Source organism: Sphaerisporangium sp. NPDC049003, assembly GCF_043197795.1.
In the GTDB taxonomy this organism is placed as follows: domain Bacteria; phylum Actinomycetota; class Actinomycetes; order Streptosporangiales; family Streptosporangiaceae; genus Sphaerisporangium.
This window is the reverse complement of record NZ_JBICTU010000005.1, coordinates 69042-84414: the sequence shown is the minus strand read 5'-3', so window position 1 is coordinate 84414 and position 15373 is coordinate 69042. Positions and strand designations below refer to the sequence as shown.

Sequence of the window (15373 nt, the reverse complement as noted above, 5' to 3'; positions counted from 1 at the left end):
GGGCGACCGCGCCTTGCCGATCGCATGCCGTCACATAGCTATCACATTACGTAACGGCGATGATGGTCATTCGGGGAGATCTAGGTGGGGATTTCCCCACCCCCTTTAGGGAGGCTTCGCCCATGTCTCCCCTACCGCCGCGGTCTCTACGGTGGTGGCATGACTCACGCCGATGTGGCCACCCCCTGGGACAAGATGCGTGCCCACTGGTCGGCACCGAGCTGGCTCCGCACGTTCCATGTGGTGACGGGCGTCCCGATCGCCCTGGCGACCCTGTTCGTGATCGCGGGGCTGGCGGTGGTCTCGGTGCTGCTGGTCTGGACCGTCGTGGCGCCGCTGATCGCCCTGCCGCTGCTCTTCTGGTCGGCGCGGATGTTCACGAGACTCCAGCGCGCGCGCTTCGCGGCCTTCCTCGGCGTGGACATCCCTCCGGTGCCACGGCGTTCCGGCGGCGGCAACCCCGCGGTGCGGCTGTTCCGCGAGGCGCGGACGAGGAGCACCTGGCGGCAGCTCGGCTACCACCTGCTGGCGCCGCTGATCAGCGCCGCCGGCTTTCTCGCGGTGGTGGTGGTCTGGTCGGCCTGCCTGGTCGTGGCGGCGCTCGCCGTGCGGGTCTGGAGCGTGGGCGGCACCTGGAACAGCGCGCCGCTCGCCCTGCTGGCCCTGGCCCTGTGCGTCGCGGCACCGTGGCTGGCGCGGGGGATCACCGCGCTGGACGTGATCGCGGCCGAGGCGCTTCTCGGGCCGAGCCTCAGCGAGCAGCTCGCCCTGCGCGTGGAGACCCTGAAGGAGAGCCGCGCCGAGGTGATCGACGCCGCGGACGCCGAGCGGCGGCGCATCGAGCGCGACCTGCACGACGGCGCCCAGCAGCGGCTGGTGTCGCTCGCCATGAACCTCGGCATGGCCCGCGCCGCCTTCACCGACCTGCCGGGCCCGGCCAGGGAGACGATCTCGCGGGCGCACGAGGAGGCCAAGCAGGCACTGAAGGAGCTGCGCGACCTCGTACGCGGCCTGCATCCGGCCGTGCTCAGCGACGAGGGGCTGGACGCGGCGCTGTCCGGCCTCGCCGCGCGGGCCCCCCTCCCCGTACGGCTGCGGGTCGAGGTGCCGGAGCGCGCCTCCCCCACGATCGAGGCGGTGGCGTTCTTCGTCATCTCCGAGGCGCTGGCCAACGTCGCCAAGCACGCGCGGGCGTCCGCCGCCGAGGTCACGGCCCGGCGTACGGGAGACAGGCTGTTTCTCCAGGTCACCGATGATGGCCGGGGCGGCGCGGAGCCGGACGGCGGGACGGGACTGCGCGGCCTGTCGCAGCGGGTGGGCTCGGTCGACGGCAGGCTGAGCATCGACAGCCCGCCCGGCGGGCCGACGACGATCAGTGTGGAGCTGCCATGCGCGTAGTGCTCGCCGAGGACTCCGTCCTGCTCAGGGAGGGGCTCGTGTGGATGCTGGGCTCGGCCGGCATGGAGGTGGTGGCCGCGGTGGCAGACGCGGAGTCGCTGCTGCGCGCCGTCGACGAGCACCTGCCCGACCTCGTCGTCACCGACGTCCGCATGCCGCCGGGTCACTCCGACGAGGGCCTGCGGGCCGCGCTCGTCCTGCGCCGCCAGCGGCCGGGGCTCCCGATCGTCGTCCTCTCGCAGTACGTCGAGGAGCGTTACGCGACCCAGTTGCTGTCCACCGAGACCAGCGGCATCGGCTACCTGCTGAAGGACCGCGTGGCCGACGTGACCGAGTTCGTCGACGCGCTGCGCCGGGTGGCCGGGGGCGGCACGGCGCTGGACCCGGAGGTGGTCGCCCAGCTCCTGCTCCGCCGGCACAGCGACCCGCTCGACCGGCTCACCCGCCGGGAGCACGAGGTGCTGGCGCTGATCGCCGAGGGCCGGTCGAACGCCGGGATCGCGGAGGCGCTGGTGGTCTCCGAGGGCGCGGTCGGCAAGCACATCAACAACATCTTCGCCAAGCTCGAACTGTCCGGCGCGGACAGGGACCACCGCCGGGTGCTCGCCGTCCTGCGCTTCCTGAAGATCTGAGAAAGGCCGCGTTCCGATGCGAAGCACCGTCAGGACAGTCTGGATCGCCGGGGGCGGGGCGCTCACCGCGCTGGCCGTGATCGGCATGGCCCTGTGGGCGTGGGCCGGCATCCCTCTGCCCCACGACTACGACTTCGCCTTCCCGGGCTCGTACGACTCCTCCGACCTCGGTCGCCAGACCACCGAGACCTCCACGGTGACGTACGCGATCACCACACCGCTGGTCATCGTGGACGCCACCGGGCGCGTCGGCGTCCGGTTCACACCCGGCGTCGCGGGCCGGCTCTCGGTGCGGCGCGAGCTGACCTGGCGGGACGGCGACCGGCGGTTCGGGGAGACGTGGGAGAAGGGCAGGACGTTACGCGTCAGCCTCACCTGCGCCGGCGGCACCGGCTGCCACGGCGAGTACACCCTGGGCGTGCCTCCCGGCGTGGAGGTCCTCCTCACCACGCCCTCGGGCACCGTGAGGTGCTCCCCCAGCTCGCCCGGATCCCCCTGCCCTCCTCCTCGCCCCTCCTCCTGAGGATCGCACCGCCTCCTGAGGATCGCGCCGGCGACGCGTAGAGGCGGTGCCCGCCGACGCCGCCCCCCTCGGAGCGAATACGAGGGTTACCTAAAGCGATCCGCTGAGGTAACGTTCGGCCAGCTCGCAGCTCCCCCGGGTGTAGCCGGCGCCGAGCTCGCGGGCGACGTCGACCGCCGAGTGGGAGCCGATCCAGGCGACGAGCAGCAGGCGGCGGAACATGATGAAGGTCCAGATCTCGTTCTCGTCGTCCCTCGGCAGGCCGAGGACGCTCCGGTAGCCGCGCACCCAGGAATCGATCATCTGGGGCACGTGCGGGTGGTGCTCGATGAAGCTGACGGCGGCGCCGAGGTCGTACAGGTACCAGCCGAGCCCGCAGTCGTCGAAGTCGATCACGGTGGTGCCCGCCGCGCCGTCCACGAGCAGGTTGGCCAGGCGCAGGTCGGCGTGGATGAGCCCGTAGCGCTCCGGCCCCCTGCCGAACCGCTCCAGCCGCTCGCGCAGCGTCCGTTCCAGCCGGGACAGCACGGCGTGCGCCTCACGGTCGACGCCGGCGCCGTCCTGCCACCTGCCCCAGCGCGGCACCGGGCCGAACGCGGCGTCGGCGTCCCAGTGGAACCGGGTGAAGCCGGCGGGCCTTGCCCAGCGGCGGGCGTGCAGGTGCATGCGGGCGGTCATCGCGCCGAGCGGCTCGAAGTACTCGACCAGGCGGTGCTCGGCGGGCTCGGTCCCGGGGACGAACTCGAACATCACGCAGTCGCGCGGCGCGGAGCCCGGGTCCTCGACGGTGACGACCCTCGATCCGTCCAGCGCGGGAAGCACCGCGGGGGTGCGCACGCCGGCCTCGTCGCGCAGCGCCGACAGCCAGTCGAGCTCCGAGCCGATCGCCTCGGGCGAGTGGTAGCCGAGGCGGTGGACGCGCAGGACCGTACGGAGGTCCCCGTCCGTGACGAGGAAGGTGGCGTTCTCCGACACGTTGATGAGCTTCACCCGGGCGGCGGGCGAGAGGCCGTACAGCCGCAGCGCCCGCCGGGCGACCAGCTCGATGCGGGCGAGCACGTCGCCGCCGCCCGACAGGTCATGGACCTCCATGCGCACTCCTTGTGGTCACGGTCATTCAGTGGTCATGCCTTTCTAGTGGTACGGGCCCTCGACCGCCGACATGACCCCGGCGACGGCGGGCGGCGTCCCGTTCGGCGGCGATACGTAATCCGCCCGATGTGCGAAATAGCCGGACGTTCTACCGTCTGCGGCGTCGAGAGCCCCTTCAGGGAAGGTGAGCCATGCGCCCGCTGACCATGTTCCGCTCCGCGTTGTTATCCGCCCTTCTGGTGGCCGCCGCCGCGACGCCCGCCGCCGCGACCGGCGCGAAACCTCCACCGAACCCGGTGAAGGTCGTCTACCAGCGGGCCTCCTTCCACTCCGGCACCGCCGAAGGGGTCGCCGCCGGTCGCGACCTCGCCTTCGGCTCCGCGGTGGGCACCACCTCCTACACCGACGCGCTCGGCACCAAGAGCTGGGAGTACGCGAGATGGACCGGGCGGGAGCGGCTGATCGGCTTCGCCGCCACGGAGCTGATCGCCTCCTGGACCGCCGACACGCCGCCCGGGAGCTGGCTGCAGGTCGAGATGCGCGGCCGAAACACCGCCGGGCTCACCAAGTGGTACGTGCTGGGCCGCTGGGCCTACGGAGAGTCCGACATCCGCCGCACCTCGCTGGCGGGCCAGGCGGACACCGACGGCACCGTCTCGGTCGACACCTTCGTCGCCGCGTCGGGCAGGCCGATCACCGCCTACCAGCTCCGCCTCACGCTGCATCGCACGCCCGGCTCGGCGGTGGTCCCGCGGGTCAGGACCCTCGGTGCGATGGCCTCCGCCGTCCCCGACCGGGCGACGGTGCCGGTCAGCCCTACCGGGGGCGCGTGGGGGACCGAGCTGAACGTGCCCCGCCGCTCCCAGAACGTCCACCGCGGCCACTATCCCGAGTGGGACGGCGGCGGCGAGGCGTGGTGCAGCCCGACCTCGACCACCATGGTCCTCGGATACTGGGGCAAGTGGCCCAGCTCCCAGGACACCTCCTGGGTCGACCCCTCCGATCCGAACCCCGAGGTCGACTACGCCGCCCGGTACACCTACGACCACGCCTACGAGGGCGCGGGCAACTGGCCCTTCAACACCGCCTACGCCGGCCGCTACGGCCTGGACGGCTTCGTCACCCGGCTGCGGTCGCTCACCGAGATGGAACGCCTGATCGCCTCCGGTATCCCGGTCGTCACCTCCCAGTCGTTCAAGGAGAGCGAGCTGCCCGGCGCGGGCTACGGCACCAACGGACACCTCATGGTGATAGTCGGCTTCACCGCCACCGGCGACGTGATCGCCAACGACCCCGCCTCGCCGGACAACGACGCCGTGCGCCGGGTCTACCCGAGGGCCGACTTCGAGAACGTCTGGCTGCGCAGTTCCAGCAGCGGCGGCATCGTCTACATCATCCATCCACGCGGGCGCGCCCTGCCCGCCACCACTCTGGGGCTGCCGGCCAACTGGTGACCCCTTCTCCGGGTGCGGCGAGCCCCGCGCAGGGCTCGCCGCACCTCGGTATCCAGCGGCGCCACGACGAATCGGCGATCACCTTGGGCATCCGCCTCGCCGCCGGCCGCTTGTGACGGCAAGCCCGTTCGGTGTTGAGCACGCCGGCGGGCGGGCAATGCCTAGCTCGTCATCGTGAGCGTGGTGGCGGGGGTGCGGAGGGCGTCGGTGAGGACGCTTCTGGCCTGGCGGACGACCGCCTCGTCGACGAAGCGGCCGTCCGGGAGGGCGACGGCGCCGACGCCGGCCGCCGCGACGACCTCGTTGGCGGCCGTGACCTCTTCTTCGGTCGGGCGGTAGGCGGCCTCGATGACCGGGAGCTGGGCGGGGTGGATGGCGGCCCTGCCGCGGAAGCCCATGGCCCGGCCGAGGCGGCACGACTCGGCCAGACCCTCCAGGTCGTGGAAGTCGGTGTAGACCGACTGTACGGGCGCGGGCAGCCCGGCGGCGCGGGCCGCGACCACGAGCCGCGACCGGGCCCACGCCAGCCCCGCCTCGTCGCTGACGCCCAGGTCCGCGCGCAGGTCGGCCTCACCCAGGCCGATGCTCGCCACCGCGGGGTCGGCCGAGGCGATCTCGTAGGCCCGTTCGAGGCCGAGAGCGGACTCGATGAGCGGGTGCAGCGCGACGCCCGGCACGGCCCTGGCGACCTCACGGATGTCGACGGCCGATTCGACCTTCGGCACCCGGATGCCGGCCGTGCCCGAGCACAGGGCGCCGATCGCCCGCAGGTCCGCCTGGCCGCAGGCCGTGCGCACCTCGTTGATCCTGATCTGGACGCGCGGCTGGGGGGAGGCGAGCAGCCCCACGACCTCCGCGCGGGCCTGGTCCTTGGCCTCGGCCGCCACGGCGTCCTCCAGGTCGACGATCACCACGTCGGCGGGCCCGGCGAGCGCCTTGGCCACAAGCGCCGGCCGATCGGCGGGCGCGTACAGGAAAGTCAGCACGGCATCGCTCCCCTCGCGACCACGTACAGAAAGGTCAGCACGACATCAGTCCCCTCGCGACCGCGAACAGAAAGGTCAGCACGTTACCGCGTGCGTTGTGAGCGTGTGTGGGGTGGTCCGGCATCAGACGACTCCCTTTTCGCGCAAGGTCTCGATGTCCGAGCCCGACAGGCCGAGTTCCGTCAACAGTTCGGAGGTGTCGGCGCCGTGGGGGCGGCCTGTCCAGCGGATCTCGCCGGGGGTGTCCGACAGGCGGAACATGACGTTCTGCATCCGCAGCGGCCCGAGCTCGGGGTCGTCCACGGTGGTGACGGCGTCCAGGGCGGTGAGCTGCGGATCGGCCAGCACGTCGCGCACGTCGTAGATCGGCGCCACCGCCGCCTGCGCCTCCTCGAACGCGGTGAGCACCTCCTCGCGTGTGCGCGCGGCGACCCAGGCGGCGACGGCCTCGTCCAGCTCGGCGGCGTGCTCCACCCGTCCCGCGCCGGTGGCGAACCACGGCTCGGCGATGTACTCGGGCCTGCCCACCAGGCGCATGACCCGTTCGGCGATGTTCTGCGCCGAGGTGGACACCGCCACCCAGGAGCCGTCCGCGCACCGGTAGGTGTTGCGCGGCGCGTTGTTCACCGAACGGTTGCCGGTGCGCGGCGGCACGATCCCGAGCCGGTCGTAGATCGTCGGCTGCGCCCCGAGCACCGTCAGGATGGGCTCGATGATCGACATGTCGACCACCTGCCCCGCGCCGGTCGTTTCACGCGCGCGAAGCGCGGCCATCACGGCGTAGGCGGTCGCGAGGGCGCAGATGCCGTCGGCCAGGCCGAACGGCGGCAGGGTCGGCGGGCCGTCCGGTTCGCCGGTCATCGCGGCGAACCCGCTCATCGCCTCGGCGAGCGTGCCGAACCCGGGCCGTTTCGCGTACGGCCCGAACTGGCCGAAGCCCGTGACCCGGGCGAGCACCAGGCGGGGGTTGGCCTCGCGGAGGCGGTCGTAGGAGAGGTTCCACCGCTCCAGCGTCCCCGGGCGGAAGTTCTCGATGACCACGTCGGCGTCGCGGACCAGCGCGAGGAGCAGGTCCTGGCCTTCGGCCGTGGACAGGTTCAGGGTCATGGCCCGCTTGTTACGGCCGAGCATCTTCCACCACAGGCCGCCGGGGCCGTGCCCGCGCGACGGGTCCGGCTTGGCCGGGTGCTCCACCTTGACGACCTCGGCGCCGAAGTCACCGAGCAGCATCGCCGCCATCGGCCCGGCGAACAGCGTGGCGAGGTCCAGGACGCGGACGCCTTCAAGTGCTTTCAACGGTGTTCCTCCATCACAGGGCCGCGTCGATCTCGGCGCGGGTGGGCATCGACGTGCTCGCGCCCTCACGCTGGACCGACAGGGCCGCGGCCGTGGCGGCGAACCGCAGGGCCTCCGCCCGTGGCCTGCCCTCGGCCCGTGCCACGGCCAGCGCGCCGACGAAGGTGTCCCCCGCCGCCGTGGTGTCGACCGCCTTCACCGGTACGGCGGGCACGCGCAGCCGTTCGCCGGATCGGGAGCCGTACAGCGCGCCCTCCCCGCCGAGGGTGATCACGGCTTCCGGGACGAGGTCCAGCAGCGCTTCGAGCGCCTCGGCGGGGTCGGCGAGGCCGGTGATCGCCTCGGCCTCGTGCTCGTTGGGCACGATCAGGCCGACGGCGTCGAGCAGCTCGCGCGGCAGCTCCCGCGCGGGGGCGGGAGTGAGGATCACGGGGACCTCGGCCTGCCGGGCCGCCGCCACCACGGCCTCCATGGGCAGTTCGAGCTGGAGCAGCAGAGCGTCGGACCGGGCGATCACGGCGAGGTCGTCCGGCGACAGGCCCGTCACGGTACCATTGGCGCCGGGGATCACGATGATCGAGTTGCCGCCCTCGGCGTCCACGACGATGTGGGCGATGCCCGAGGAGCCCGGTACGACGCGCAGGCGGCTGACGTCCACGCCCGCCGACTCCAGCGTCTCGCGCATGACCGGGCCGAACGCGTCGTCCCCCACCGCGCCGAGGAACGCGACCCCGGCGCCGGCGCGGGCCGCCGCGATGGCCTGGTTTGCGCCCTTGCCACCGGGAACCGTGCCGAACGCCCGCCCGGTCACCGTCTCACCACGCCTCGGGGCGGTCGCGGTGTACGCCACCAGGTCCATGTTGGCGCTGCCGAAAACCGAGATCATCGTCTGTCCTCTCACACACCCGCCGACCGGCGCCGACCGGCGGCCCGCGACCACCACGAAACCGGGATCATCGTCTGTCCTTCCGCGCACCCTCCGACCGGCGCCGGCCGGCCGCCCGCGACCACCACATCGCCGGGATCATCTTCTGTCCTCTCGCCACCGGCGGTGACCACCGGATTCCCGGGATCACGCCGCCGCGTCGCGGTTCACGGGGCGGCGACCGCCAGGGTGCGGCGGGTGAGCTCGTCGAAGCCGATGCCGTCGAAGCCTCTCATGCTGCTGGCCAGCCGGTTCCCCAGCGTCCACTCGGCGGGGATCTTCGACGCGCCGAGCAGCCCGCCGGCGATCGATCCCACCGTCGCCCCCGCCGAGTCGGTGTCCCAGCCTCCGGCGACCGCCCCGGCGATCGAGGCCGTGAAGTCGCCGCGCCCATGGGTCAGGGCCGCCGCGACCAGCGCCGCGTTGTTGATCGTGTGGACCCAGTGCAGGCCGCCGTGCCGCTCGTACAGCCGGTCCACGACCCGCTCGAAGTCGGGCTCGGATTCGGCGTCGGCGACGGCCTCCCGTACGGCTCGCGCCAGCCGCGACCCGGCGGGCACGACGGAGAGCCCCGCGGCGACGACCTCCTCGATCGAGGAGGCGACGAGGGACCGCGCGCACATGGCCGCGACCATCATCGCGCCGTAGACGCCGTTGGCGGTGTGGCTGAGGCGGGCGTCCCGCCAGGCGAACTCGGCCGCCGTGCCGGGATCGCCCGGGTTGACCCAGCCGTACACGTCCGCCCTGATCAGCGCGCCGATCCACTCCCTGAACGGGTTGCGCCACGTCGCCGTGCCCGGTGGCTCCACCCCGTCGAGCAGGTTGCGGTACGCCACCCTTTCCGCGGTGAAGACGCGGCCCGCGGGCAGCTCGTCCAGCCACATCGTGGCGACGTCCGCGGTGGTGAAGTCCCGGCCGAAGCGCTCCAGCAGGGACAGGGCGAGGAGCGGGAAGTTGAGGTCGTCGTCCTCGGGCACGCCGTCGATGTTCTCGGCCAGGGAGTTGACGGCGCTGCGCCGGTTCCACGGCCAGCGGGCCGCCACGTCGTCCGGAAGTCCGGCGGCGGTGAACCAGCCGCGGATGGGCCAGTTGCCGGTGGCCTCCGCGATCCGCCTGATGCCCTCGCGGGGGATCTTCTCGACCGGTTTGCCCAGCACGCACCCGGCCGCGCGCCCGAGCCACGCGCCGAGCAGCCGCTCGCGCGGCTCGTCACCCCTGACGCCCGTTCCTGGGCTACCCCGATCACCTCCGGGAGCGCTCGCCCGGATCGCGGGGAGGCCGGAGGGTTCGGGGAGCGGGGATGGGATGGCTGCCAGCTCGTCGAGCAGTTCGAGCGCCAGTGCGCGCAGCTCGGGGGTGGGCGGCTCGGGCGAGGCGCCGGCGCGCGGCGGAGCGTCGTGCCCTCCTGCGGCGTGCCACCGTGCCGCGATGGGCACCACCTTGCCGGAGCGACCGTCCTCGACGGCCTGGCGCAGCTCATGGCCGACGAGGTCCTCCGGCTGCACCCAGGTCATGCGGATCAGCCGATCGGCCGTGCCCTCTCCCCCGCCGGAACCTCCCCCGATCGGAGCGGTCGTGCCCTCTCCCTTACTGGAAGCTCCTCCTATCGGAGCGGCCGTGCCCTCTCCCTCGCTGGAAGGTCCCCCGATCGGAGCGGTCATGCCGTTTCGCCCGTCGAGGTGCCCCAGGTCAGGGAGGTGAACGCGGTCTCGTGGGCGCGGCGCGCGGCGAGGTCGGCGGCGTGGAGGCGGCGGGCGACCTCGGCGATGGACACGCCGGGGGCCACCAGGTCGATCCGGCTGGACTCCGTCACCGGGTCGAGCCATTCGGACGGCACCGCCTTGGCGCCCGAGAGCGCCCCGGCGATGGCCCCGCCCATGCTGGCGATCGAGTCGGCGTCGCGGCCGTAGTTCACGCCCCCGAGGACGGTGTCGCGGTAGTCGCCGCCCGCGATCAGCAGGAAGGCGAGCGCCAGCGGCAGCTCCTCGATGCTATGCAGGCGGCTCGGCCTCCGGGCGCCGAGCCCCTGGTCGCGGTAGGTCTCGGCGACGGTGTCGTACGGCGCGACGGCCTCGCGCAGCGCGCCGAAGGACCCTTCCCAGTGGCCGAACCCCCGCGCCCGCTCGCAGACGGCCTCGATGGCGGCCCGCGTGCCGTCGCGCGCCAGGCGCAGGCAGGTGGCGACCACCGAGTCCGCGGTCGCTCCCGGGCGCATGCCCTCGGCCACCGCGGCGGCGAGCACCCCGGCGGCCTCGCGGCCGTAGCTGGACTGATGGGCGCCCGCGAGGTCGATGGCCTCGGCGTACGCCGCGTCGGGGTTGGCGGCGTTCACGATGCCGACCGGTGCCATGTACATCGCGGCGCCGCAGTTGACGATGTTGCCGACCCCCGCCTCACGCGGGTCGATGTGGCCGTAGTGCAGGCGCAGGACCAGCCACTTCTCGGCGAGGAAGACCCGGTGCAGCGGCAGCGCCTCGGCCTCCAGCTCGGGGATCCAGCGCTTCTCGCCCATCATCTCGGGCACCAGGTGCTCGGCCGCCGCGTAGGCGTCCAGGTGCCGGCCGGCCTTCTCGTACACGCGGATCAGCGCGTGCGTCATCAGGGTGTCGTCGGTGACGTGGCCGTCGCCCTTGTGGTACGGGGCTATGGGGCGGGCGTTGCGCCAGTCCTCGAAGTACGGCGGGACGATGCCCGTCACGTACCCGTCGTAGCGGTCCTGGATCTGCTCGGGCGTCCAGCCCTCGGTCGCGCCGCCGAGCGCGTCGCCGACCGCCGCGCCCGTCACGCATCCGACGGCCTTGTCGGTGAGCAGGTCGGTGGGCAGGCCGGTCAGCGGGTCGTCCTGCGGCGTCATGCGAGTCCTCCAGCGATGTCGATGAGATCCGTTCCTGCCAGGTCGGGCAGGCCGCAGCCCGCCAGCGTGCGCGCGGCGGCCCGCCAGCCCTCCGGCAGCGCCTCGTACCCGGTGAACGCCCCGGTGAGCGCCCCGGTCAGGGCCGGGGCGGAGTCGGCGAGCGAGGGCAGGCACGCGGCGGCGGGTACGGCCGCGCCGAGCGCGCCCCCGGACACCTCCGCGAGCGCGAGCGCCACCGCGACCGTCTGCGACGCGGCGACGCCGTAGCTGTACACGTGATCGAGCAGCGCCGCGTCCAGCGCGGGGACCGCCGCGAAGGGGTCGCCCGCCTTCCGCGCCACGGCGAGCGCCGTCCTGGTCGCGTGCCCGATCGCGGTGCCCGCGGGCAGCTCGGCCAGCGCCGCCTCGACGGCCGAGGCCATCGGACCGCCCGCCACCAGCTCGGCGACCGCCGCCGCCACGGCCATGGCCGCGTGGACGCCGTCCCCGGCGTTGGTGACCGAGGCGTCGGCCTTCGGGTCGGCCCCGATCGCCCCGAAGGCGACGGCCCGTACGGCCGCCGCGTCGTCGAAGAAGTGCGGGTTGTCGTGACCGCTGGCCGGGGGCCGCTTGCCCGCGGCCAGGTTGTCCAGCGCCGAGCGCACGGAGATCCGCACGCGCAGGTCCGTACGGCCGGCCAGCCTGCCGAAGGCCTCGGCGCGGTCCTCGTGGATGGTGAGCGCGGTCCAGGCCAGCCATTCGGCGTCGTCGGACGGCCCGATCGACAGCGGCTCGACGGGCTGGTTCAGCGTGAACGGCACGGGCGGGGTCGTGACCCGGTGCTCCTCGGCGAAACCGTCCAGCTCCCTCGCGAGCCGCCTGCTCCAGGGCGCGAGCAGCGCGGAGCGGTGCCGCGCGGACGGCCAGCCGGCCGCGTCGCCGATCGCGAGGCCGATGAAGGCCCCGCGGATCCTGTCCCCCGATGACATGTCTCTCCTCTTATCCCTTGGACCGGCGGCTTATCCCTTGGACCGGCGTCGCGAACGTGCCGGCCGGCCCTCGCGCCCGTTCACGCCGGTTCCCCGGTCGCGGCCACGAGTTCGGTGGCGACGTCGAGTACGTGCCTGCCGGCGACGGCCGGCAGGCACCTGCCCGTGACCGGGCCGATCTCCCTGGCCCACCGCGCCGGTACGGCGCTCTCGCCGCGCCCCGCCCCCGCGAGGGCGCCGGCGATGGCCGCGGTGGTGTCGGCGTCCCTGCCGAGGTTGGCGGCGCACACCACCGACTCCTCGACCTCGCCCGCGCCCATGAGGTATCCGGCGAAGGCGAGCGCGACCGCCTCGGGCGCGAGGTCCGTCCAGGGGTAGTGGCGCACGACCACGGCCTCGTACAGTCCCCCCGCCGACCCCGCCTCGCGCAGGCTTTCGGCCGACCCCGCGGCGACCGCGGCGACGGCGGCACGCAGGTTGCGGGAGGTCCAGGAGTCCTCGGGGACGGCGGCGATGCCGGCCTCGACGACCTCGCCGGGCGACGCGCCGGTCATGGCGACGGCCACCGCCGCAGCGACCGCCTGCCCGCCGTACACGCCCTCGCCGCTGTTGCTCACCACCCCGTCGACCGCCACCAGGCGGGCGGCCTCGGCCGGGTCGCCGGTGGCGAAGATGCCGTACGGCGCGGCGCGCATGGCGAGCCCGTCCGACCATCCGTGCTGGTGCCACATGCCGGACAGCGGCGGCTCGATGCCCCGGCGGAGCGCCTGGATGGCCCCGAGCTCGGAGAAGCCCGCGCCGCGCATCGGGCCGTCGATGTTCGGGATGATCTGCTCGCGGTACTCCCTGGCGACGTCGGCGGGTGTCATGGCCGACCCGTACCTGCACAGCAGGGAGGAGGCGAAGATGGTGTACTCGGTGTCGTCGGTGCCTCCCATGCCGGGCTCGATCTCGGTGAGCCGGCCCCAGCGCCGTGCGATCTCCTCCGGGGCGAGGTTCTCGGCGGGCCGCCCGAGGGCGTCGCCGGCCGCCAGGCCGAGCAGGCACCCCCGGGCGCGGGTCAGCTTCACTTGCTGTAACGCTCCAGCACCTTGTTGCCCTCCTCGACGAGCGTCTTGGCCGCCTGGTCGATGGTGATCTTGTTGGCGAAGTACTGCTGCAGAGTGGGCGTGGCCACCTTGCTCTTCCACTCGTCGAACCCGTTCACCCGCAGGTAGGGGGCGACCACCAGGTTCTTGGCGGAGGCGGTGGCCACGTCCCAGCCGTTCTCCTTGGTCGTCATCGACGGGTCGCTCGCGGCCTTGGTGCTGGTCGGGAGCAGCCAGTCGCCCTTGGCGAGCTTGGCCTGGTTGGCGCTGTTCAGGAAGAACGAGATGAACTGCGTCGCCTGGTCGGGGTACTTGCTGTCGGCCGCGACCGACAGGGTCTGCGAGGCGGCGCCCTGGTTGGAGCTGGTGCCCTTCAGCGGCGGGAGCGTGATCCACTCGAAGCCGGCCGGGGCCTGCTCCACGACCTGCTGGCGCAGGTAGACGCTCGCGGGGATCATGGCGTACTTGCCCGCGTAGAAACCGGGAAGCGGGTCGGCGGTGCCCATGCCGAGCGTGGACGGGTCGGCCGACTTGTCCTTGTAGAGCTGGTCGTGGATGCGCTGCAGGACCTCGCGCTCCTCGGGGCCGACCTTGACCGTGGCCTTGGTGCCGTCGGTCTGGAAGAAGGTGCCTCCGAAGTTCAGCCCGAGGTTGAGCACCTTGTTGACCGGCGACTTCAGCGGCCAGGCCACCCCGAAGGAGCCGCCCTTGGTGAGCTTCTTGCAGATCTCGGCGTACTCGTCCCAGGTCCAGGGGTCGTCCGGGGTCGGGACGCGGACCTTCGCCGCGTCCAGCAGCTTCTTGTTGGCGATGATGACCTGCGACTCCTGGAGGAACGGCACGCCGTACACGCCCTGGCCGCCCTTGCCGTCGGCGAAGGTCACGGTGTCCCAGGCGGGCTGCGGGATGTCGCTCTTCAGGTCGGCGGGGAGCTTGCCGGTGAGGTCCAGGAGGTAGCCGCGCGAGGCGAAGCCGGCGAGCGCCGGGGAGTCGTCGTGGATGACGTCCGGCGGGTCACCGCCCTCGAACGAGGTGACGAGCTGGTCGTTGACGTTGTCCCAGCTCCCCTGGACGTACTCGACCTGGGTGCCGGGGTTGGCCTTGTTCCACTCGCCGACGATCTGCTTGTTCGCGGCGATGGACTCCTTCTGCCAGGCGAGGCTCAGGAACTTCAGGTTCACGGCCTTGGCGGGCTGGTCACCGCCGCCGGTGTCTCCGCCCGACGAGCAGCCGGCGGTCAGTGCGACCATCGCGGCCGCCGCCACCGCGAGTGCGGTTCTGGTACGCAAGAGTTTCTCCTATCGGGGGGTGCAGCATGCTTGTTGGGTTCCGCGGGAGCTAGCCCTTGACGGCGCCGGCCATCAGGCCCGATCTGAGCCGTCGCTGGATGATCGCGAAGAACACCAGGCTCGGGATCGTCGCGAGCAGCGACGCCGCCGCGAGCGGGCCGAGACGTACGACCCCCTCCGCGCCGGTGAACTTGACGAGGGTGAGTGGCAGGGTCGCCACGTCGGGGTTTTTGAGGACGACCAGTGCGAACAGGAACTCGTTCCAGGAGGAGATGAAGGCGAACAGGGCCGTGGCCACCACGCCGGGGGCGAGCAGCGGCGCGACGACCTTCACCAGCGAGCGGATCCGGCCAGCGCCGTCGACGGCCGCGGCCTCCTCCAGCTCGCGCGGCACCGCACGCACGTACCCCTGGAGCATCCACAGCGCGAACGGCAGCACGAACGTGACGTGCACGATGGTGAGGCCGGGCAGGGTGTTCACCAGGTCCAGGCTCCGCAGCACCATGAACAGCGGGATGATGATCAGGATGAACGGGAAGACCTGGCTGACCAGCACCCACCCGACGGCGAGCTTGCTGACGAGCGAGCGGTAGCGGGCCATGGCGTACGACGCGGGCAGCGCGAGCACGACGGTCAGCACCGAGCACGCGACCGCCACCGCGAGGCTGCGCAGCGCGCTGCCGACGAGGTCCTGCTCGCCGAAGGCGTCGGCGAAGTTGGTCAGGATGGGGTGGCGCGGGATCCAGGTCGGGACCAGGCTCGCCATCTCCCGCGAGGTCTTGAGCGCCGTGGACAGCAGCCAGACCATCGGGAAGGCCAGGAAGACCACGTAGCCCAGCAGGGCGAGGTACTGCAGTGGCCTGCGCAT

At 72.7% G+C, this 15373-nt stretch carries 14 protein-coding genes; 4 read left to right on the top strand and 10 right to left on the bottom strand.

The features are described from left to right. Nucleotides 1-159: 159 nt before the first annotated feature. From ACGFIV_RS06975 to ACGFIV_RS06965, 3 genes are read left to right on the top strand one after another with little or no spacing between them, the layout of a single operon-like run. Nucleotides 160-1398 carry a sensor histidine kinase gene (locus tag ACGFIV_RS06975; RefSeq protein WP_392832728.1) on the top strand — a complete coding sequence of 413 codons (1239 nt, stop codon included), beginning with the start codon at nt 160-162 and terminating at the stop codon, nt 1396-1398. Beyond that, nucleotides 1389-2030 carry a response regulator transcription factor gene (locus ACGFIV_RS06970; protein WP_358559812.1) on the top strand — a complete coding sequence of 214 codons (642 nt, stop codon included), beginning with the start codon at nt 1389-1391 and terminating at the stop codon, nt 2028-2030. Before ACGFIV_RS06975 ends, ACGFIV_RS06970 begins: the two co-directional genes overlap by 10 nt. Nucleotides 2031-2046: 16 nt before the next feature. After that, nucleotides 2047-2553 (top strand): hypothetical protein, encoded by a 507-nt coding sequence (locus tag ACGFIV_RS06965; protein WP_358559814.1) that lies wholly within the window; start codon nt 2047-2049, stop codon nt 2551-2553. Nucleotides 2554-2643: 90 nt separating this feature from the next. Here the strand turns inward: ACGFIV_RS06965 and ACGFIV_RS06960 are convergent, their stop codons facing one another. Then, nucleotides 2644-3645 carry a phosphotransferase gene (locus ACGFIV_RS06960; protein WP_358559816.1) on the bottom strand — a complete coding sequence of 334 codons (1002 nt, stop codon included), beginning with the start codon at nt 3643-3645 and terminating at the stop codon, nt 2644-2646. 191 nt (nt 3646-3836) lie between these two features. Between ACGFIV_RS06960 and ACGFIV_RS06955 the strand changes: the two genes are divergently transcribed. Continuing rightward, a complete protein-coding gene (locus ACGFIV_RS06955) occupies nt 3837-5099 on the top strand; it encodes a C39 family peptidase (protein WP_358559818.1) in 1263 nt (420 codons plus the stop codon). A 161-nt stretch (nt 5100-5260) separates the two neighbouring features. Here the strand turns inward: ACGFIV_RS06955 and ACGFIV_RS06950 are convergent, their stop codons facing one another. The 9 genes from ACGFIV_RS06950 to ACGFIV_RS06910 all read right to left on the bottom strand — a co-directional run bounded on the left by ACGFIV_RS06950 (nt 5261) and on the right by ACGFIV_RS06910 (nt 15373). Further along, nucleotides 5261-6085: an HpcH/HpaI aldolase/citrate lyase family protein gene (locus ACGFIV_RS06950; protein WP_392832723.1), complete on the bottom strand. Its 825-nt coding sequence runs from the start codon at nt 6083-6085 to the stop codon at nt 5261-5263. A gap of 123 nt (nt 6086-6208) precedes the next feature. Beyond that, a complete protein-coding gene (locus ACGFIV_RS06945) occupies nt 6209-7381 on the bottom strand; it encodes a CoA transferase (RefSeq protein WP_358559822.1) in 1173 nt (390 codons plus the stop codon). 13 nt (nt 7382-7394) lie between these two features. Continuing rightward, nucleotides 7395-8267, bottom strand: a complete 873-nt coding sequence (gene rbsK, locus ACGFIV_RS06940; RefSeq protein WP_358559824.1) for a ribokinase — start codon at nt 8265-8267, stop codon at nt 7395-7397. A 206-nt stretch (nt 8268-8473) separates the two neighbouring features. After that, entirely contained in the window at nt 8474-9820 is a 1347-nt protein-coding gene (locus ACGFIV_RS06935) for an ADP-ribosylglycohydrolase family protein (protein WP_358559826.1), read from the bottom strand. A 143-nt stretch (nt 9821-9963) separates the two neighbouring features. Beyond that, the gene (locus ACGFIV_RS06930; RefSeq protein WP_392832719.1) at nt 9964-11160 is read right to left on the bottom strand and encodes an ADP-ribosylglycohydrolase family protein; all 1197 of its coding nucleotides are present in this window, start codon (nt 11158-11160) and stop codon (nt 9964-9966) included. Then, nucleotides 11157-12128, bottom strand: a complete 972-nt coding sequence (locus tag ACGFIV_RS06925) for an ADP-ribosylglycohydrolase family protein (protein ID WP_358551253.1) — start codon at nt 12126-12128, stop codon at nt 11157-11159. The genes ACGFIV_RS06930 and ACGFIV_RS06925 overlap by 4 nt, the downstream gene beginning before the upstream one ends. 80 nt (nt 12129-12208) lie before the next feature. Continuing rightward, entirely contained in the window at nt 12209-13198 is a 990-nt protein-coding gene (locus ACGFIV_RS06920) for an ADP-ribosylglycohydrolase family protein (RefSeq protein ID WP_358551255.1), read from the bottom strand. Next, a complete protein-coding gene (locus ACGFIV_RS06915; RefSeq protein WP_358551257.1) occupies nt 13195-14505 on the bottom strand; it encodes a sugar ABC transporter substrate-binding protein in 1311 nt (436 codons plus the stop codon). Before ACGFIV_RS06915 ends, ACGFIV_RS06920 begins: the two co-directional genes overlap by 4 nt. 49 nt (nt 14506-14554) lie before the next feature. Beyond that, nucleotides 14555-15373, bottom strand: coding sequence for a carbohydrate ABC transporter permease (locus tag ACGFIV_RS06910; RefSeq protein WP_392832714.1), 819 nt, complete (start codon nt 15371-15373; stop codon nt 14555-14557).